Source organism: Gemmatimonadota bacterium, assembly GCA_016720805.1.
GTDB lineage: Bacteria > Gemmatimonadota > Gemmatimonadetes > Gemmatimonadales > GWC2-71-9 > Palsa-1233.
The window spans coordinates 423,397-443,010 of sequence record JADKJZ010000014.1 but is presented as its reverse complement, the minus strand read 5'-3'; the positions used below and the strand labels follow the sequence as shown (position 1 = coordinate 443,010).

The 19,614-nt window shown below is 68.7% G+C and carries 17 protein-coding genes; 12 read left to right on the top strand and 5 right to left on the bottom strand.

Annotation, left to right across the window (positions count from 1 at the left end; translation table 11 throughout):
* Positions 1-16: 16 nt before the first annotated feature.
* The 10 genes from IPP98_12260 to IPP98_12215 all read left to right on the top strand — a co-directional run bounded on the left by IPP98_12260 (position 17) and on the right by IPP98_12215 (position 11,157).
* The gene (locus IPP98_12260; protein MBL0179882.1) at positions 17-1,549 is read left to right on the top strand and encodes an ABC transporter substrate-binding protein; all 1,533 of its coding nucleotides are present in this window, start codon (positions 17-19) and stop codon (positions 1,547-1,549) included.
* Positions 1,546-2,472, top strand: coding sequence for an ABC transporter permease (locus IPP98_12255; protein MBL0179881.1), 927 nt, complete (start codon positions 1,546-1,548; stop codon positions 2,470-2,472). Before IPP98_12260 ends, IPP98_12255 begins: the two co-directional genes overlap by 4 nt.
* Positions 2,459-3,946 (top strand): D-alanyl-D-alanine carboxypeptidase/D-alanyl-D-alanine-endopeptidase, encoded by a 1,488-nt coding sequence (gene dacB, locus IPP98_12250; GenBank protein ID MBL0179880.1) that lies wholly within the window; start codon positions 2,459-2,461, stop codon positions 3,944-3,946. The genes IPP98_12255 and dacB overlap by 14 nt, the downstream gene beginning before the upstream one ends.
* 63 nt (positions 3,947-4,009) lie before the next feature.
* Positions 4,010-5,377 carry an FAD-dependent oxidoreductase gene (locus IPP98_12245; protein ID MBL0179879.1) on the top strand — a complete coding sequence of 456 codons (1,368 nt, stop codon included), beginning with the start codon at positions 4,010-4,012 and terminating at the stop codon, positions 5,375-5,377.
* A 6-nt stretch (positions 5,378-5,383) separates the two neighbouring features.
* Positions 5,384-5,935 (top strand): cob(I)yrinic acid a,c-diamide adenosyltransferase, encoded by a 552-nt coding sequence (locus IPP98_12240; protein ID MBL0179878.1) that lies wholly within the window; start codon positions 5,384-5,386, stop codon positions 5,933-5,935.
* Positions 5,936-5,973: 38 nt separating this feature from the next.
* The gene (gene aroB / locus IPP98_12235) at positions 5,974-6,996 is read left to right on the top strand and encodes a 3-dehydroquinate synthase (GenBank protein MBL0179877.1); all 1,023 of its coding nucleotides are present in this window, start codon (positions 5,974-5,976) and stop codon (positions 6,994-6,996) included.
* A gap of 408 nt (positions 6,997-7,404) precedes the next feature.
* The gene (locus IPP98_12230) at positions 7,405-8,298 is read left to right on the top strand and encodes an RNA polymerase sigma factor RpoD/SigA (GenBank protein ID MBL0179876.1); all 894 of its coding nucleotides are present in this window, start codon (positions 7,405-7,407) and stop codon (positions 8,296-8,298) included.
* An 80-nt stretch (positions 8,299-8,378) separates the two neighbouring features.
* Complete coding sequence (locus tag IPP98_12225; GenBank protein MBL0179875.1) at positions 8,379-9,593, top strand: FAD-binding oxidoreductase; 1,215 nt, start codon at positions 8,379-8,381, stop codon at positions 9,591-9,593.
* Positions 9,590-10,261 (top strand): HAD family phosphatase, encoded by a 672-nt coding sequence (locus tag IPP98_12220; GenBank protein MBL0179874.1) that lies wholly within the window; start codon positions 9,590-9,592, stop codon positions 10,259-10,261. Before IPP98_12225 ends, IPP98_12220 begins: the two co-directional genes overlap by 4 nt.
* Positions 10,240-11,157 (top strand): hypothetical protein, encoded by a 918-nt coding sequence (locus tag IPP98_12215; protein MBL0179873.1) that lies wholly within the window; start codon positions 10,240-10,242, stop codon positions 11,155-11,157. The genes IPP98_12220 and IPP98_12215 overlap by 22 nt, the downstream gene beginning before the upstream one ends.
* A gap of 60 nt (positions 11,158-11,217) precedes the next feature.
* On the opposite strand, the gene IPP98_12210 is transcribed toward IPP98_12215, so the two are convergent.
* On the bottom strand, positions 11,218-11,451 hold the full coding sequence (locus tag IPP98_12210) for a hypothetical protein (protein ID MBL0179872.1): 234 nt from the start codon (positions 11,449-11,451) through the stop codon (positions 11,218-11,220).
* A 248-nt stretch (positions 11,452-11,699) separates the two neighbouring features.
* Between IPP98_12210 and IPP98_12205 the strand changes: the two genes are divergently transcribed.
* Positions 11,700-13,148 carry a magnesium chelatase gene (locus IPP98_12205; protein ID MBL0179871.1) on the top strand — a complete coding sequence of 483 codons (1,449 nt, stop codon included), beginning with the start codon at positions 11,700-11,702 and terminating at the stop codon, positions 13,146-13,148.
* An 88-nt stretch (positions 13,149-13,236) separates the two neighbouring features.
* On the opposite strand, the gene IPP98_12200 is transcribed toward IPP98_12205, so the two are convergent.
* From IPP98_12200 to IPP98_12185, 4 genes are read right to left on the bottom strand one after another with little or no spacing between them, the layout of a single operon-like run.
* A complete protein-coding gene (locus tag IPP98_12200) occupies positions 13,237-13,860 on the bottom strand; it encodes a cytidylate kinase-like family protein (GenBank protein MBL0179870.1) in 624 nt (207 codons plus the stop codon).
* Entirely contained in the window at positions 13,854-15,104 is a 1,251-nt protein-coding gene (locus IPP98_12195) for an MFS transporter (GenBank protein MBL0179869.1), read from the bottom strand. The genes IPP98_12200 and IPP98_12195 overlap by 7 nt, the downstream gene beginning before the upstream one ends.
* Positions 15,105-15,127: 23 nt before the next feature.
* A complete protein-coding gene (locus IPP98_12190; GenBank protein ID MBL0179868.1) occupies positions 15,128-15,544 on the bottom strand; it encodes a hypothetical protein in 417 nt (138 codons plus the stop codon).
* Positions 15,528-18,170: a hypothetical protein gene (locus IPP98_12185; GenBank protein MBL0179867.1), complete on the bottom strand. Its 2,643-nt coding sequence runs from the start codon at positions 18,168-18,170 to the stop codon at positions 15,528-15,530. Before IPP98_12185 ends, IPP98_12190 begins: the two co-directional genes overlap by 17 nt.
* 160 nt (positions 18,171-18,330) lie before the next feature.
* Between IPP98_12185 and IPP98_12180 the strand changes: the two genes are divergently transcribed.
* Positions 18,331-19,611, top strand: coding sequence for a VWA domain-containing protein (locus tag IPP98_12180; GenBank protein ID MBL0179866.1), 1,281 nt, complete (start codon positions 18,331-18,333; stop codon positions 19,609-19,611).
* The last annotated feature ends 3 nt before the right edge of the window (positions 19,612-19,614 follow it).

Genomic DNA, 19,614 nt, shown 5'->3' with positions numbered 1-19,614 from the left:
CCCAGATCGGAGCCTGATGCCCCGCGCCATCGCCCCGCTCCTTGCCCTGTTGCTGGCGTCCTGTGGCAGCGGCATCCCCCCCGGGCTGACCTACTACTGGACCGCTGACCCGCGCTCGCTCGACCCGGCGCTCTCGACCGATGTGCCCACCGGCGAAGCCGTCGCGCTCCTGTTCGACAACCTGACCCAATTCGATCCCGACGGCAGGCTGGTGCCCGGGCTGGCCACGGCGTGGTGGCCGACGGCCGATGGAACCACTTGGACCTTCCGGCTCCGGTCGGGAGTGCGCTTCCACGACGGCCGAGTGGTGGACCGGGCGGCCATCATCGCCTCCTTCCATCGTGCTCTGCGGATGCGCAAGGAGGGCGGTCGCATCTGGCCGCTGCTTCCGATTCTCGGCGCGGCCGCGGTGGCCGATTCGGGCGCCGCCACGCTGGTCGGCCTGACCACCGTCGACGATTCCACCATCGCCTTCACGCTCGCCGAACCGCTGAACATCTTCCCCAAATTGCTGGCGATGCCGGTCGCCGCCATCGTGCCGACGCCGACGCCCGAGGAGTTCGGCGAAGCGCCGATCGGCAGCGGTCCCTGGCGCTTCGTGAGCTGGTCGCACGACGATCTCCTGGTCTTTGCCCGCAACGACGAATGGTGGGGCGGCCCCGCCGCGAGCGACACGCTGCGCGTTCGGATCATTCCGGAAACGTTCACCCAGGGCGCCGAGTTCGAGTCGAAGCGGCTCTCGGTGGTCGAGATCCCCGTCAGCGAAACGGCCGTCTGGGAGGCCGCCACCGATCGGGTGCTGCAACGCCGCGCCGCCATGCGCGCCGTCTACATCGCCATCAACACCACCCGCGGCCCGCTTGCCGATGTCCGCGTGCGCCGCGCCCTCAACCATGCGGTCAACATCCCCGCGATCCTCGACCGCGTCATGCACCATCGTGGCGTCCTCGCGGCGGGCAGCATACCGCCCGGGCTCGACGGCTACGACAGCACCCGAACCCGATACGCGTTCGACCAGGCCAAGGCAAGGTCGCTGCTGGCCGAGGCGGGCTTCGCCACCGGATTGACGCTGCAGCTCTGGCGCTCACCGCGCGCTGAGTTCGCGCGCATTGCCCAGGCCGTGCAAGCGGATCTCGGCCGCGTCGGCGTCACCGTGGAAATCGTCGAACGTGATGCCTCGACGGCTCGCGCGGCCGCCCGCAAGGGAGACGCCGATCTCTTTCTCTCGGATTGGTGGGCGGACTACCCCGACGGCGAGAACTTCACCTTTCCGCTCTTCCACTCCAGCAACGCCGGCACCGGCGGGAACTACGCCTTCCTGAAGCGTCCAGCACTGGATTCGATGCTCATGACCGCCCGGGGCACCCCCGACTCCACCGCCAAGGCGGCACTGCTCCGCCGGATCGACCAGTCCGTCTTCGATGAGGCCCCCTGGATCTTCTGCTGGTTCCCGACCGACCTCTGGGCCCGTCAGCCGTCGATCACCGGCTGGAGCTACCCGGTGGTCTTCACCGGCCAGCGCTGGGCCACCGTCCGGGAAGTTCGGTGATCCGCTACATCCTGCTGCGGCTGGCGCTCCTGGTGCCGACGCTCCTCGGCGTGCTGGCGGTGACGTTCGCCCTGCTCTATCTCGCACCGGGCGATCCGGTCGCGGCGATCGTCGGCGAGCGCGCCGATGCGGCGGCCGTGGCCCGCGCACGCGCGGAACTCCGACTCGACGACCCGATCGCGGTCCGCTTCGGCCGCTACGTGGCCGGCGTGGCCCGCGGCGACCTCGGCCGCAGCTACATCACCCGGCGTCCCATTGTGCGTGAACTCCGTCAGCGCTTCCCGGCCACGCTCAAGCTCGCCTGCGCCGCGATGCTGATCGCCGTGACCCTCGGCCTCGCGGTGGGGATCTACGGCGCGGTGCGCCCCGGCTCCTGGGGCGACCGCGTGGCCACCCTGGGCGCCTATCTCGGCATCTCCTTCCCGGTCTACTGGGTCGGTCTGCTCCTGATTCTCGGCTTCGCGGTGACGTTGCGCTGGTTCCCCCCGTCGGGCTACGGCGGGCTGCTCTTCCTCGTCCTCCCCGCCGTCACGCTCGGCATGCGTTCGATCGCCTTCCTGGCCCGGATGACGCGCTCGGCGATGCGGGAAGTGCTGACCTCCGAACTGGTCCGCACCGCCCGCGCCAAGGGACTGCCGGCACACACGGTGATTCTCCGCCACGCGCTCGGCAACGCGCTGCTGCCGATCATCACGGTGGTGGGCCTCGACTTCGGATCGTACCTCACCGGGTCGATCCTCACCGAGACGATCTTCTCCTGGCCCGGCGTGGGGCGGTACATCCTCACTGCCATCGACAAGCGTGACCTCCCTGCCATTCAGGGTGGTATTCTCTTTCTTTCGCTGGTCTTCGTCCTGGTCAACCTGATCACTGACCTCTGCTACGCCGCCGCCGATCCCCGAGTCGCCCATGATCGCTCGTAGTCGCCTCCTGCTGGCTGCGCTGCTCGCCGCCGCAACCCCGCTCACCGCGCAATCGCTGACCAAGCGACTCGACGCCCGCCTCGATGGCCCGGGACTCGACCGACTCCTCTGGGGCGTCGCCGTGACCGACCTCGACGGCCACCTGCTCTATGGCCGCAACGCCGATCGCCTCTTCATCCCCGCAAGCAACACCAAGCTGGTGGTGGCGACCGTCGCGGCCGCGCTCTTCGACCCGGGATTTACGGTCACGACCTCGCTGTATGGGACTGGTCCCATCGTGGATGGCGTGCTGCAGGGCGACCTGGTCTTCTATGGCCGTGGCGATCCGACCTTCTCGAGGCGCTGTTACGACGTCGACGAAACCGTGGTGGGCGCCTGCGATACCGACCCCGCCGCCAAGCTGATGGAGCTCGCGCGACAGTTGCGCGCCCGCGGCGTGCGGACCGTCGCGGGAGACCTGATCGGTGACGGCTCCTACTTCGAACCGATGCTCATTCACCCGTCGTGGGAAGCCTACGACCTGAACTGGTGGTATGCCGCGCCGGTCTCGGGCCTCGGCTTCAACGACAACAGCGTCGACTTCCGGATCACGGCGGGCGACAGCGCGGGTGTTCCGCCCCGGATCACCATGAGCCCTGAAGTCGGCGCCGGGCGGCTCGAGCTCCGTGCCGAGACCGGTGCCAAGGGGAGCCGGAGCACCTTCGATATTCTCCGGAGCGACGACGGCAGCGGCTGGGTGGCGTCAGGATTCCTGCCGGCCGGCACCGCCGCGCGCACCGAGAACGCCGCCGTGGCAGACCCCAATCGCTACGCGGCGCTGGCCCTCCGTCGCGAATTGGCCGCAGAGGGCATCGTGGTCCGCGGGGCCACTCGCTCCACTACGGACTCCCTCGCCTACCGGCATGCCCGCGGCGCGCCCGCACTCGGCGAAGTGCGCTCGCGTCCGGTGTCCGACTGGATCTTCCCGATCCTGAATTCGTCGCAGAACTGGTTCGCCGAAACGCTGCTCAAGCAGGTGGGCAAGCAGTTCGGCACCGCCGGGTCGTGGCAGGAGGGGCGCCGAGTCACCCGACGCTTCCTGATCGACTCGATGAAGGTCGACTCGACGGAGATCGCCGTCGAAGATGGTTCCGGACTCGCGGCCAACAACCTGATCGCCCCGCGAGCCTTCACCACCATGCTGAGTTACATCCGCAAGCATCCGCGTTACGATGTGATCGCGGCCGCACTGCCGCAGAGCGGGGCAACCGGTTCGCTGCGCCGCCGCTTTCTCGGGACACCGATCGAGGGGCGGGTTCGAGCCAAGAGCGGCACCATCTCACGGGTCAATTCGCTGAGTGGGTACGTCGAGCGGAGCGATGGCCGTGTCCTCGTCTTTTCGATCCAGGCCAATCATCACACGCTGGGAAGCACCCGGATGATCGCCGCCATCGACAGCATCGTCGTGGAGCTCGGCAAGTCGATCGGCAAGTAGGCCGGGAGGGCGTCGGAGGGATGGCGCGAGCGACCCGATTATCGTTCGCGCATGCCTACATCCTTGCAGCCGCGCGTTGCCATCATCGGCGCTGGCCCGTCGGGCTTCTACGCCGCCGAGGCCCTCCAGAAGGCCCATCCGGGCATCGCCATCGACCTCTTCGACCGCCTCCCCACGCCGTTCGGCCTGGTGCGCGGCGGCGTCGCACCGGACCATCCCAAGATCAAGTCGGTCACCAAGGTGTTCGAGCGGATCGCCAGCCAGCCCGGCTTCCGATTCCTCGGGCATGTCGAGATCGGCAGTGACCTCACGGTGGCCGAACTCCGCGAGCACTACGACGCGGTGATCGCCACCTTCGGCGCGCGCACCGACCGGCCGCTCGGCATTCCGGGCGAGCATCTCGCGGGGTCGCACGCCGCCACCGAACTGGTGGGCTGGTACAACGGGCACCCAGACTATGCGGAGTTGCCGTTCGACCTCAGCCAGTCGGCGGCCGCGGTGATCGGCATCGGCAACGTGGCGATGGACGTGACCCGCATCCTCGCCAAGTCGCCCGATGTCCTGGCCACGACCGACCTCGCCGCGCACGCCCTCAAGGCGCTCCGGAGCTCCAGCATTCGCACCATCCACGTGATCGCGCGGCGTGGCGCCGCCCAGGCCGCGTGCACCACCCCGGAGTTGCGTGAGTTGGGCGAGCTCGAAGGAGTCGACGTCATCGTCCCCCGCGAGTCGCTGCAGCTCGACGCGGCCAGCGCGGCAGTCCTCGCCGCCGCCGAGGACCGCACGGCCGAGAAGAACCTGGTCGTGATGCGCGAGTGGGCCGAGCGCGAGCCCACCGGTGCGCCGATCCAGATCCACTTCCATTTCCTCACATCGCCGGTGGCCCTCCTCGGCGAGCACCGTCTCGAGGGAATGGTGGTCGAACGGAATCGACTCGAGGCCGATGGGCAGGGCGGCGTTCGCGCGGTGCCGACCGGCGAACGGCGGACCCTCGACGTCGGGTTGGTCTTCCGTTCGGTGGGATATCGCGGGGTGGCCCTCGAGGGCTTCCCGTTCGACGACCGGCGCGGGATCATCCCGAACCAGGGTGGCCGCGTCACGGCGGGCGCCGGTCTGAGCCAGGTCGTGCCCGGGCTCTACGTCGCGGGGTGGATCAAGCGCGGCCCGCAGGGCGTGATCGGCACCAACAAGTCCTGTGCAGCGGAAACCGTCGCGTTGCTGGTCGCCGACCTCGAGAGCGGCGTGGTTCCCTGCCGGGGCGGCGGCAGTGAGGCGGTCGATGCCCTCCTCGCCAGCCGTGGTGTGCGCGTCACCGACTGGGCGGACTGGCAACGACTCGACGCCGAAGAGCAGGCTCGTGGGGCGCCGGCCGGGCGCCCGCGAGAGAAGATCGTCTCGGTCGAGGAAATGTTGGACGTCATCGGGGTATAATCCGCCATGACTCTCAAGATCTACACCCGCACGGGTGACTCTGGCGAAACAGGACTCTTCGGTGGCGGGCGTGTCCTCAAGGACCACCCTCGCGTCTGTGCCTACGGCGACGTCGATGAACTCAATTCGGCGATCGGCATCGTGCGCTGCACCGCACCGGTGGAATTCCACGACGCGCTCCTCGAGACGGTGCAACGCGACCTCTTCGCGATCGGCGGCCACCTGGCCACGCCCGACCCGGAACGCGTGCGGAAGGCGCTCGAGAAGGCCGAGCTGGCACCCTCGCGCGTCGATCTCTTCGAGCAGGCGATGGACGCGGCCGACAAGGAACTGCCCCCGCTCACGGCGTTCGTGCTCCCGGCGGGTACACCGAAGGCTGCCGCACTTCACTTGGCGCGCACCATCTGTCGTCGTGCCGAGCGCAGCGTCGTCCACCTCGGCACCACCGCGGACGTTCCTGAACTCTTCGTGATCTACCTCAATCGCCTCTCCGATCTCCTCTTCACCATGGCGAGGCTGGCGAACCATCAGGCAGGCATCGGAGATGTAACCTGGTAAAGGTCACCACGGTCGAGCACGCCGCGGGGAGTTACCCGGTGCTGGTGGGCGCGGGCGCCTTCGGACAGGTCCGCGCGCTGCTCGACGCGACCCATCCCGGGCACCACGCCGTCGTCATCGCCGATGCCACCGTGGCTGGCCTGCTCCCGTCGCCACTCCCCGGGGCGCTGCAACTCACCTTCCCGAGCGGTGAAGGATCGAAGAGCCGCGCGGAGTGGTCGCGGCTCACGGATGACTTGCTGTCGCGCCACCTCGGCCGAGACACCGTCCTGGTCTCCTTCGGTGGCGGCGTCACCTCCGATCTCGTCGGCTTCGTCGCGGCCACCTACCTCCGGGGCGTCCCGTGGCTGGCCGTGGCAACCAGCACGCTGGCGATGATCGATGCTTCGGTCGGTGGCAAAACCGGCGTCGATACGCCTGCAGGGAAGAACCTCGTCGGTGCCTTCCATCCGCCGCTCGCCGTCTGCTGCGATCCGACCCTGTTGCGCACGCTGCCGGACCGGCCGTTCCGCGAGGGACTCGCCGAGGCAGTCAAACATGCGTTGATCACCGATGCGACCTACGGCCAGTGGATCGAGGCGCACCGCGACGCGATCGCGCGCCGCGACCTCGAGGCCCTGACGACGCTGATCGACCGCAGTGTCGCGATCAAGGCCGCCGTCGTGATGGAGGACGAGCACGAGCGCGGCCGCCGCGCCTCGCTCAATGCCGGGCACACCATTGCGCACGCGCTGGAGCAGGTGAGCCACTACGCCCTGCCCCACGGCGAAGCCGTCGCGATCGGCCTGGTGCTCGAGAGCCGCCTCGGCGAGGCGATGGGCGTCACGGCCCCCGGCACGTCGGACCGGGCCGCTGCCTGGTTGCGCGCCGTGGGACTGCCGGTCGCCCCGCCGCCGGGGCTCTCCCGCGAGGCGATCATGACGGCGATGCAAGGCGACAAGAAGAACCGTCGCGGCAGCGTGCACGCCGCGCTGCTGGCAGAGCCCGGCCGGATGGCGGTGGTGGGCGGCGAATGGACGCAGGCGCTGGATCTGCGGTTGTTGGCGGAGTTGCTGCATTAAAGGGTGAGCGGTGAACGGTGAACGGGACGAACTTGGTGAGGGGTGAGGGGGTCAATCCGCCCATCCCCCTCACTCCTCACCAAGCGCGGCCAGCGGCCAGCGGCCAGCGGCCGCGCCCCCGTTCCCCGTTCCCCGTTCCCCGTTCACCGTTTACCCACAATTCCCCCACCCCACCGTCCGACGCATTCACTTGCATCGCAATGACTTCCCCCGTTCCTGCACACGCGTGTGGAAGACTCCGCTGTGGACATTGTGCACGAAACGGCTAACTGCAACCTGCATAAGTTGTTGCAATGTATATATTTACAGGCTCTTGACACGGCCCCGGAACTCCCCATCTTGCCTGCGTAGCTTTCGAACACCTCCCTAGAAAACTTGATAGTTCGTCCCTCGCCGATTGGGTCTCCCATGCCGCGTCGTGCCGCCCCTGCGCCATCCCGTGCCCGCGTTCCGCTCAGCGCGGCCGAGTCCTTCGAGCAGTATCTGCGGGACATCAAGGACCTCCCGATGATCACCGACATCCAGGAGGAGCGGGCATTGGCGCGGAAGGCACGCGAGGGCGACGACATCGCCATTGAGCGGTTGGTCACGGCGAACCTTCGCTTCGTGATCGCCTTCGTGAAGCGCTATCAGGGGCATGGTCTCGAGCTCGGCGACCTGGTGGCAATCGGCAACGAGGGGTTGCTCCGCGCCGTCCGCAAGTTCGATCCGGATCGTGGCGTGAAGTTCATCTCGTACGCGGTGTGGTGGGTGCGGCAGGCGGTACTGAAGGCGCTGGCCGAACAGACGCGCTCGGTGCGCTTCCCGCTCAACCAGAATACCGCCGTCGTGCGCTTCGCCAAGGCACAGGGGTTGCTCGCCCAGGAACTCGGGCGGACTCCGACCGACGAGGAGTTGGCAACCGCCCTCATCATGCCGCTCGATGACGTGCGCGACGCCCGTCGGCTCTTTGTGACCGAAGTCTCGCTCGATGCGCCGGTCGAGAGCGGGGACTCCCGCGCCGCCACGCTGGGTGAGCGACTTCCGCTGGGAGAAAACGGCGAAATCGAGACGCGGACCGACGAGATCCTCCGGCGCGACTTCATCGACCGGATCTTCCGCCGTTACCTCACCCCCCGCGAACGCCGCATCCTCTCGCTCTACTACGGCCTCGACCCCAGCGAAGAAGCCCGCACACTCGAAGAAATCGGCGCCGCCCTTGGCGTCACCCGGGAACGGATCCGCCAGTTGCGCGAGCGCGCGTTCGCGAAGTTGCGGGAGTGCCCGGAGGTGCGGCATCTGGGAGAATTTCGCGCCGCCTGAGCAGCGCCCCGCCCCGTCTATCTTCCGGGGATGACGTTCAGCCCCGACCACCCTCCCGCCGAACCACGCCGGGCGCCCGCATGAGTAGCACCCGCCAGGACCGGATCGCCGCCACCATCGGCGCCGAAGCCGTGCGCGCCACCGGCGACGGGCGGCTCATCGTCACGCCCACCTCGACCGAGGCCATGGCCGGCGTGCTCGGCTTGGCCCATGACGAGCAGTGGCAGGTCGCCATCGAGGGCGGGGGGTCATGGCGCGTTGACGCCCCTCCCGCCGACTTGACCCTCTCCACCCGCGGCCTCGACGACCGACTCGGCATCGAACACACCGACGAGAGCGTCACCGCCCCCGCAGGCGTTTCCCTCGATCTGCTTCGTCACACCCTGCGCGACGAACACGGCTGGGTGGCACTCGACCCACCAGGACGTACCGACCGGACCGTCGGCTCCGTGCTGGCGACCGCGACCGCCGGACCGCTCCGTGCCGGCTTCGGTCCGGTGCGCGATCAGGTGCTGGCAATGACCATTGCCACCGGGGACGGTCGCGTGGTCCGCCTCGCGCGCGACGAGGGCAGCCCGACCGTGACGCCGGCGATGCGACTCCACCTCGGCGGCTTCGGCGGATTCGGCGTGATCACCGAGGCCACCCTCCGGGTCCGCCCGCTCCCCGACGCGGATCTGACCTGGGTCGCCCTCGGGAGTCGGGATCGGCTCAGCGCCGCCGCCCGCGGACTCGGCGAGCATCACATCGCCGCCGCGGCCGCGGAGCTCATCTCCCCCGCCCTGGCCTCCGAACCGGAATGGCTGCTCGCCGTTCGGCTCATGGGGAGTCGTGACGAGGTCCTGCAGGAAGGCCAACGGTTGAGCCGAGTGGCGCACCTGCACTGGCACGAGTTGCCACCGGAGCGGCGCGTGCTGCTCTGGAATGGCTCCTCACGCGGGATCTCGAGTGTCCCGGTCACCTTCCGCCTCGGCGTCCTCCCGGAAGGGATCGATGAGGCGATCGACGCGGTGGTCTCGCTGCTCGGCGAAGGAATGCTGAGTGCCGGTGCCCTCGCCGGCAGCATCCGCTGGAGCGGACACACCACCGCAGAGCAGCTGCGAGCGGTGCGCAACCAATTCGCGGCCCGCGAAGTGCCGCTGACGCTCGAGCGCGCGTCGTGGGCGCTGCGCCGCACCGTCGGGCACTTCGGCGCTTACCGCGAGGGCATCGGCGGCCCGATCGATCGCCTGCGGGAGCGCCACGATCCGAGGCACATTTTCGTGACCGGCATCACCGGCGAGGCGACGTCGTGAAGGGCGTCTGCTTCGACTTCAATGGCGTCATTGTCGATGATGAGCGGCACCACTGCGCCGCACTCCTGGAAGTGCTCGCCGAATGGGGTCTCGACGTCGACGAGGCCACTTACTATCGCGAGTACCTTGGCTACGATGACCGCGGCTGTTTTGTGCACGCGTGGCGAGCCGCCAATCGGACGCTCGACACCAGGATGCTGGACCACCTTGTGGCCGCCAAGGGCGTGATCTACCAGCGCCTCATCAGCGCGGATCTCACGCTCGTGCCCGGCGTCTCCCCCTTCGTGCGGGCGCTGCACGCCGCCGGCGTCCGCCTGGTGGTGGTGTCGGCCGCGCGCCGCGATGAAATCACCCACGTGCTGCGGGTGGCCGACCTCGACGCCTGCTTTGTCGGGATCGTCGCAGCCGAAGACGTGGCCACGACCAAGCCGAACCCCGAGGGATATCGCAAGGGCGTGGCGCTGCTGGGGCTTCCCGCGAGTGCGTGCGTGGTCATCGAAGACTCGATTCCCGGCCTCCGCGCCGGACGCGCTGCGGGGATGCCCGTGGCCATGCTGACCACGTCGCATCCGCGCGAGGCGCTCGAGCCAGAACATCCCGCGTGTATCTGGACGGATTTTGTGGCACACCACCCGATGGAGCTGCCATGGTCTGCGACGTCGAACTGAGCACCGAGGAAGCCCGCGCCCTGGTCGAGGGGCATCACGCCATCGATGTCCCCCACGCCGTGTTCCGTCTGGAGGGCGCCGGCGCCATCAGCTGCCTGCAGGGGTTGGTGACCAATGACGTCGCCAAGATGGCACCCGATGGATTGCTCTGGTGCGCGTTTCTCACCCCGAAGGGGATGATCATCACCGACGCGTGGATTCGGCGGGACGGTGCGGCGGCCTGGGTGCTCGTGCCCGCGCGGATGGCGGAGGAGATGCGCGGCCTCTTGGCGCGCACCATTCCGCCTCGGCTCGCGAAGGTGACCGAGGTCACCGACGCCATCACGCTGCGGTGGCTGGTCGGCGCGGAGTCGGCCATTCCCGAGGGACTCGGCCTCGTGCGGCCCACGGGCGTCGCTCCATTTCGGGCCCTCGTCATGAGCCCCGAGCCGGCGGCGACGATCGATGCCCGCCTCGAGGGATCCGGATGGCACGCGGCCCCCCCGGCCTGGAGCGCGGCGGCAAGGCTCCTCGTCGGCTGGCCGGCCGTGGGCCGCGAGATCGACGACAAGACGCTGCCGCAGGAGGTCCGCTTCGACGAACTCGCCGGCGTGCGCTACGACAAGGGGTGCTACACCGGTCAGGAGACGGTCGCCCGCCTCCACTTTCGTGGCCACGCGAACCGCGTCCTCCGTGGGCTCCTCTGGCAGAACGATGCGGAACCCACCACGGCCGACGTCGCCACCGAGGAGCGTGCGGTCGGGACGATCCGGACCGTGGTGCGCTTTGGGCAACGGGCGCTCGCCCTGGCGGTCATTCGGCGGGAAGTGGAGCCGGGCAGCGTGGTGAGTGGAGGGGGGGCACCGGCGTCGGTGATCGAGCTCCCTGAATGGGGGTCGGCACTCCGGGCAGGCTAGCAAGCACAACGCCCCGGGCAGCAGCCCGGGGCGTCGTGGGTGCATCGGTCGGAGACCAGCTTACTTGCCGCCCTTCTTCATGGCAGCAGCCGTGCTGTCCGCAACGCGGACGCTGTCGGCCACACGAACGCTGTCCGCAACCCGAGCCGCCTCAGCCGCAGCCGCAGCCGCCGTGCTGTCCGCCACGCGGACGCTGTCGGCCACGCGCGCCGAATCCGCCGCCGCCTGCTCCGCCGCCTTGTCGCCGCACGCCACCAAAGCGATCACCGCAGCCGCCATCACGAACTTCCGCATTGCTTCTCCTTGTGAGTTGAAAGTGGTCACCGAGGCCGGTACCGCGTATCGGCCGCTTCCCCCGATGCACCGTGCAACAAGTTAGGGGCCGTCCGGCAAGTGTCAAGACAGCCTAACTTCCGGCAGGGTAGAAACTTCCCCATATTCCGCCCCCCCGAGGGGGCTCCTCCCCCCCGGGCCAAGGGATCCTTCCACCCCGGCCGCCGTACTACAGACAGATTGGTTCCCTCCCCGCTTCCGGAGCTTTGATGACCCCGCTGCCGACCACCCTGGGCGAGTTGTACTCGAGCCAGTGGGCCGAGGCGCCGCTCCGCGGCCGCTCGGTGCGCGACGAATTGCGCACCAACCTGCTCGCGGCCCTCGCGCGGGGTGGTCCCCTCTTTCCGGGCATCGTCGGCTACGATGACACCATCGTGCCGCAGCTGGTGAACGCCCTCCTCGCACGCCACGACTTCATCCTGCTGGGGACCCGCGGCCAGGCGAAGACGCGGCTGTTGCGCGCACTGGTCCAGTTCCTCGACGAGGTGGTGCCGGTCGTCGCGGGCAGCGAGGTGAATGACGATCCGTTCGCGCCGATCTCCAAGTACGCGCGCGAGCTGATCGCCGAACGCGGTGACGCGACGCCGATCGCGTGGCTGCCGCGCGACCAGCGCTACGTCGAAAAGCTGGCCACCCCCGACGTGACGATCGCCGACATCATCGGCGACCTCGATCCGATCAAAGCCGCGCGGGGCGGGCATTTGCTGGGCGATGAAATCACGATGCACTTCGGCTTGCTGCCGCGCGCCAATCGCGGACTCTTCGCGATCAACGAACTGCCGGACCTCTCGGGGAAGATCCAGGTCGGCCTCTTCAACATCATGCAGGAAGGCGACGTCCAGATCAAAGGGTATCCGGTGCGCCTCTCGCTCGACGTGGTGATGGCGTTCACCGCCAACCCGGAGGACTACACCGCGCGCGGCAAGATCATCACACCGCTCAAGGACCGGATCGGGTCGGAAATCCGCACGCACTATCCCCGCGCCGTCGAGCAGGGGATGGCCATCACCGCACAGGAAGCCTGGCTCGCGCGCGCCGACGGACGCGTGACCGTGCCCTCGTTCATCGCCGAAGCGGTCGAACAGGTCGCCTTCGCCGCCCGCGAAGATCCGCGCGTCGACCGCCGCTCCGGCGTGTCGCAGCGGCTCCCGATCTCGTTGCTGGAAGTGGTGGTCAGCAACGCGGAGCGCCGCGCGATTGCCACCGGCGCGGCACGGGCCGTGACCCGGATGAGCGACATCTACGCCGGCATTCCGGCGATTTCGGGGAAGGTCGAGCTGGAGTACGAGGGGGAAATGCAGGGAGCGGAGTCGGTGGCACGAGAGCTGATTCGGCGCGCCGCCGGTCTGGTCTTCACCGAACATGCCTTCGAGGCCGATGTCGAGCCGATTGTCGCCTGGTTCGAGCAGGGGGGCGCGCTCAAGATCGGCGTCGACGAGCCCACGGCGACCTGCTTTGCCGCCTTCGGGCTGGTCGAGGGGCTCCTCCCGTTGGTCTACGAGACCGGATTCGCCTCCCCGGCCGACCAGGAAACCGCCGTCGCCGCCTGCGAGTTGGTGCTGGAAGCGCTCGCCGCGCACCAGCGCATCGCCCGCAGCGAGGAACATGGCTGGCAGCGGGTGCGGCCGAGTCGGCGGAAGGGGCACGATCAAGGATGATGGATGATGGATGATGGATGATGGATGGGGATCCGACCGAGGCCGCGATCTGACTTCGGCGCCGGACTCATCCATCATCCATCATCCATCATCCATCATCCATCTCTCGCTTCACTGCCGCAACGATTAACGCCGCACTCCCCTCAATCCCCAGCAGCTCGGTATTGAGGGTGAGGTGGTAGTGGTGCGGGTCGGCCCAGTCGCGGTTGTAGTACTGCTTGTGGTACCGGGCCCGATGGGCGTCGACGTCGCGCACCCGTTTCTGGGCCTCGTCGAGGGGAATGTCGAGCCGCTGGGCGATCACCGTGGCGCGATAGCCGGCCGAGGCGACCAGGCGGACGTGGAGCGCCTTCTCCTTCTGGCCGATCACCGCACCCGCCGCACGTCCCACCAGGACCGCATGATCCTGGGCCGCTTCTGCCACCACCTGTTCGGTCAGTCGCACCAGCCGCGCCTCCTCTTGCTCCGGCAGCTCGGCAGTCGACGGCCCGAGCACCTCCGGCGTGGCGACGGTGAGCACACGGGCCAGTCGCTCCACGAAGGTCGGGCCGCGCTCCTCCTTCTCGCTGACTTCATCCGGACTCATGCCGGCGCGCGCAGCCACTTCCTCGACGAGTTGGTTGTCCACCAACCGCCAGTCGAGCTCGACCGCGACGCGTTGCGCCACGAACGACCCCCCGGCACCGTATTCCCGCGAGATGGTGATCAGCATGCTTCCTCCGTGCCGTCCCAGAGACGGCGTGACAGCCATGCGGTGCCGAGCAGCGCCGCACCTCCACTCAATCCGATGCTCCAAGCGGCGCCCAGGTGCTCCGCGACCCATCCTGCCTGAAAGGCGCCGAGCGGAGCCAGCCCGAGCACCACAAAGGAATACACCGCCATCACCCGCCCCCGCAGTTCGTTCGGGGCCGCCAGCTGCAGCGAGGTCGCCGTGGCGATCCCCTGTGTGGCCATCGCCGCCCCGGCGAACGCGAGCAGGGTGAGCGAGAGGAAGGCTTCGCGGCTCAAGGCCAGCAGGATCACCGCGACGCTCAGCGTCGCCGCACCGATCACCGCGGCACGCGGCCGGGGAAGCCGGGTACCGATGCCACCGATCAGCACCGCGCCCGCCACCGCCCCGACGCCGACGGCCGCGGTCAGCGCCCCATACCCGCGGGCGCCGACGTGCAGCACCTCCCGGGCATACACGGCGAGGATCGGAATGAACGACCCACTCAGGACCGTCAGCAACACCATCTGCCAGGAGAGCGCTGCCAGCACCGGACGCGACTGGATGAAGCGAACCCCGGTGAAGACCGAGGGGCGGCTGAGCGTCTCCTTGGGGATATGCGGGGTGCGGATGCGCGAGAGCCCGATCAGCACGGCGATATAGCTCAAGGCGTTGAGCGAGAACGCCGCGCCGGGCCCCGCGATCGCCACCACGATGCCGGCGATCGCCGGACCGATCACGCGGGCCAGGTTGTACGTCGTGGAATTGACGGCCGCCGCCGAGACCAGATCCTCGGCGGGGACAAGCTCCACCAGAAACGCCTGGCGCGCCGGGACTTCGAACGCCGTGGCCAGACCGAAGAGCACCGCGAGCGCCCAGATCCATTCGACCGTGACGTGGTGGGTCAGGGTGAGCACCGCCAGGGCCGCCGCCTCGACCAGCATCACTGCCTGCAATGCCATGATGAAACGGCGCTTGTCGACCCGGTCGGCGACCACACCGCCATAGAGCGTGAAGAAGAGAATCGGCAACGTGGCGAGGGTGGCGGTCAGTCCGACGGCAAACGCCGAGCGGGTCAATTCGAGGACGAGCCAGCCCTGGGCGATCGACTGCATCCAGGTGCCGACCAGCGAGATCCCCTGGCCCGTCAGGAAGCGGCGGAAATCGGGATGCCGCACCGCACGGAACGGCCCCGTGAAGAGGACGGCGCCGAGGTCCCGGAGACGGGTGCGAAGAGCGAGGGGCATGCGACGGAAAGTAACGCCCGTGCTTATCGCTCCACGCCCGTCCAGGTCACCGTGACGCTGCCGGGGGAAATCGCCGCGTAACCCCCGCTCGCCCCTGCCGATGCCTCCAGGACCGTCACGGTCGGTGGCACGCCGGGGGTCGCCGCCCGCACCTCGAGCAGGTCGGCGCCCCCAAGCGGCCCCACCAGCAGCACACGGGACGGCGAGGCGCCATCGGACATGCTTGCGGTCACCGGCGCGGCCGCGAGGAGGACCGGCGTGCCGCTGCCGCCATCGACCGAGAGGAGCAACGCACCGACGGCCCCTCCCGTTGACTGCACCCGCATCCGGTACTGCTCGGGGGGCAGCTTCGGCGCCGTCGGCTCGCCACCGCACGACGAGAGCAGCAGCGTTGTGGCGACGACGACCCAGGCATGGGCAGCGCTACGGACGAATCGCACTGGCACCTCCTCGTCGTTGCAGGACCCGCATCACCACCGCGGAGAATCGCGCCTCCGGCGAGTGATCCATCAACGCCACCAGATCTCCCAAATCGCGGAGGCCGTTCCGATTGCCGGCCGCATCGAGTTGCGCCGCGATCTCCGGGGCGATCGATCCCTCGCCGAGCAACGCCCGCGCAAAGGTGTCGATCAGCAACTGCGGCGCAAGGAAGTCCGCCGTGATCGCGCGCGCCTGGCTAACCACGATCTGGCACGGGCCAAAGCCGGAGCACGCTCCGCTCCAGCCGCCGAATGCTCCGGCCGTCGCCGTCGGCGTGAGCGTCACGATCGTTCCCTCGATATACGTTGCGCTGCACGCGCCGTTGACGCTCCCCGCGGTGCTGAGGCAGGCGAGCGCCGGCGAGAGCCCGGCCTGACTGGTGATCGCGCCACTCCCGCCACCCGAGGCCGAGACCGTCACCGCGAAGCTGGGCGGATCGAATCGGGCGGTCACGGTGCGGGCCTCCGAGAGCGCTACCAGACAGGTGCCCACCCCGCTGCACGCGCCGCTCCAGCCGGCGAAGCTCCCACCGCTCGCCACCGCCTCAAGGGTGACCACCGTCCCCTCGGCATATTCGGCGGCACAACTCCCGGCAACCGCACCGTGCGTGCTGGCGCAGGCGATCCCCGCTGGCGTGCTCGTCACACTGCCGCTCCCGGCTCCAGTGACCTCGGTGGTCAGCAGTCGATTGGCCACGACGAAGGTGGCGCCGACGTTGCGGACCTGGGTCAGGGCCAGCGTGCAGCTCGCCGTCCCGCTGCAGGCCCCACTCCATCCCGTGAACGCTCCGATCGTCGCATCCGCCGTCAAGGTGACCATCGTGCCCTGCGGGTACGCCGCCACGCACGAACCACTCAAGGTGCCGGCGGTGCTCACGCAATGGACCCCCTCGAGACTCGAACGCACCACGCCACTGCCGCTGCCATCAGCGGTGACGGTGAGGGTCTGATTGCCCAGCTGAAAGTTGGCCGTCACACTGCGCGCCTGATCCATGGTGACCTGGCAACTCCCGACGCCGCCGCATGCCCCACTCCAACCGAGGAAACTTCCGGAGGTCACCGTCGGGGTGAGGGTGACGACGGTTCCGCCGGCGAAGGGAGCGCTGCAACTGCCGCTGCTGCCGCCGGCGGTACTGGTGCAAGCGATCCCGCCGGGCGTCGACGTCACCACGCCATTGCCACTCCCCGCCCCAGCCACGCTCAGCATCACATCGGGCAACGGCATCGTCACCGTGACACTCCATCCTTCGGCCGTGCGCGCATCGATCCGGACGCGAATTCCGTTGGCGCCCTGGAAGGTCTCGCCGGGGAGCCACATCGCCCCGGCATCATTGGGATCGCCGTTGTTGTCGGCGTCGACAACCTTGGCCGGAACACCCGTGCCCGGCGTGATCAGGTGGATCACCACCGCCTCGCCAGGCAACGGCGCATCGTACCCGAGGAAGCGGCGCGCCTCCACGGTGTAGAATTGCGACGTCCCCTCGATCGGGATGACGATCTCCAGTGGCGTGGTGCCACCCGTCGGAAACTCGGCCTGTTCCAGCAGGACGGTCTGCGTCCCTGCGGTTGGCGTCACCTTGCGCGCTGCCGGGATCCAGCCGAGCAGATCCTTGTGGTAGATGATGGTGTGACCGGCGACATAGCTGCCGGTGGCACCGTTGAACGTGAGATACGAATTGCTCATCACGTCCCAGCGCGAGTCATAGGTGGCCGAGTACGGCCCCGAGGAGTGCGGCAACCCGAGCGAGTGTCCCACTTCGTGCGCATACGCGCCATGCATCGACGACTGCGTCGCCCACAGCGGCATCCAGGTCATCGGCCACGACCGTGTCACGCCGTCGAGCGACAGAAAACTGGAACCACCCCACGCGTAGCCGTCGAGGTCTGCGTTGACCTGGATCAGGATCCCGGAAAAGTTGGCGAAATTCACGCTCGCATCCGCCGCCGCCGTGCAGTCGGCGGCCAGCGCCGAGAACGCCAATTGACCACCGGGCAGATACGCGGCTCTCGGCTGCGGCAGCGTGAACCAGCCGACGGCCTGGCTGCCGCCCAGGTTCATCTGCCCCGAGGAGAGCTCACGGTAGTAGTGATCGAGATTCGGGGAACCGTTGGACAGGAGCGCGGTGAAGTCGGCGCGCGGCCGAGGTTCGGTCGCCACGTCGGCGAACTTGCAGAGCAGGAGGGCGTACGGCTTGGCACCGCTCTGCGGAGGCTGGGCCATCAGGGAGGCCGTCCGGCCACCCTCGGTGGAGGCAATCGAGCCGGCACGCAGCCGGGGGGCGAGCGGCGCGCCGCGTGCCCTGGGGGTGGCCGGGGTGGCGGTTCCGACCACCGTCACTCGGCTGCGATTCAGGGCGCGCACTCCGCCCGCGAGGCGGACCTGTGCCTCGGTCAGCTCGACGTCCCAGACCTCCCCGCGATCGCCAGTCAACGTCCAGGCCATCCGGGGTGGCCGCGCCCCGCGGTCCGCATCACCCCACTGGACCATCAGCGTCCCGCTCGCGGTGGCGCTCTGGGCCGCAAGCGGCCCCTGCCACGCGAGTGACAGCAACCCGGCAACCAGCAGGAGACGGCGCGAACGGAGCATGATTCTCGGCGCGAGGGACGGCAGGGAAGCCAGACGTCTGAGGACGCCCTGATGGAAGTGTCGGACCGTGGGGGGGACAGCTGAAAGGTAGCGGTCGCCACCCCCGCCGCGGGACGGCTCCCCGTCGGCACCCACGGCCGATCCCCGGGTATACTCCGAGATGCGCTACACCACCTACACCAAGTACGTCGCCGGTCTCGCCGAGCAGGTGAATCTGCAGGCGCTCCTGGACCAACTCGGGGATTTCCTCCTCGAATCCGGCTTCGCCGGCACCCCGTGGTGGGGGGAGCCGGGCGACGACGAGGGGGAGCGCACCCTCGACGACCTCCGCAATGCGATCCTCAAGGCGCTGATCGAATCGGGCCAGCTCACCCCCGACATGCTGAAGCTGCTCAAGGACGGCACCACCGGCGACGCGGCCAAGGACCAGGAGGTGCAGGCCGAGCTGGCGACGCTCCTCGATCGGATCGTGCAGCGCCTCGCCGAGGAGGGATACCTCAACCTGACCAATCAGGCCGGGCAAGCGATCCCGCCCGACCAGCTCCCCGGCGGCGAAGCGCGCGCCGCCGCGCGCACCGTCAAGTTCGACCTCAAGGAGAAGGGCGCGGATTTCCTCGGCTACCGCACCCTGCGCGCCCTGCTCGGCGCGCTCGGTCGCTCAGCCATCGGTGCCCACGAGACCCCCCACCTCGCCACCTCGGTGGAGAGCGAATCGGCGAGCAAGGTCTACGAGTTCGGCGACGTGATGAATCTCGACGCCGCAGCCACGCTCACATCGGCCATCGCACGCCACGGCCTGACGATGCCGCTCGAGCTCGACTACGCCGACCTGCACGTGACGCAGGCCGAGTATCGCTCGTCGGCCGCCACGGTGCTGATGCTCGACTGTTCGCACTCGATGGTGCTCTACGGCGAGGACCGCTTCACGCCAGCAAAAAAGGTGGCGCTCGCGCTGACGCACCTGATCCGACACCAGTTTCCGGGTGACGTGATCAAGGTCGTGCTCTTTCATGACACGGCCGAGGAAATTCCGCCGGGCGCACTCGCCAGCGTGAAGGTCGGGCCGTATCACACCAACACCGCAGCCGGCCTGCAGCTCGCGCGCCGCATCCTCGCCGGGCAGCGGCAGGAGATGAAGCAGATCGTGATGATCACCGACGGGAAGCCGTCAGCGATGACGCTTCCCGACGGGCGGGTCTACGTCAACTCCGGCGGCCTCGATCCGTCCATCCTGAAGGCGACCTACGCGGAGGTCTCCGCGTGTCGCCGCAGCAACATCATGATCAACACGTTCATGCTTGCCCGCGACCACTATCTGGTCGAGTTCGTCAAGCAGGTGTCGCGGATCTGCCGCGGCAAGGCCTACTTCGCCTCGCCGATGACGCTGGGCCAGTTCCTGCTGATGGACTTCCTCAAGGGAAAGACCCGCCGCGTCGGCTGAGCC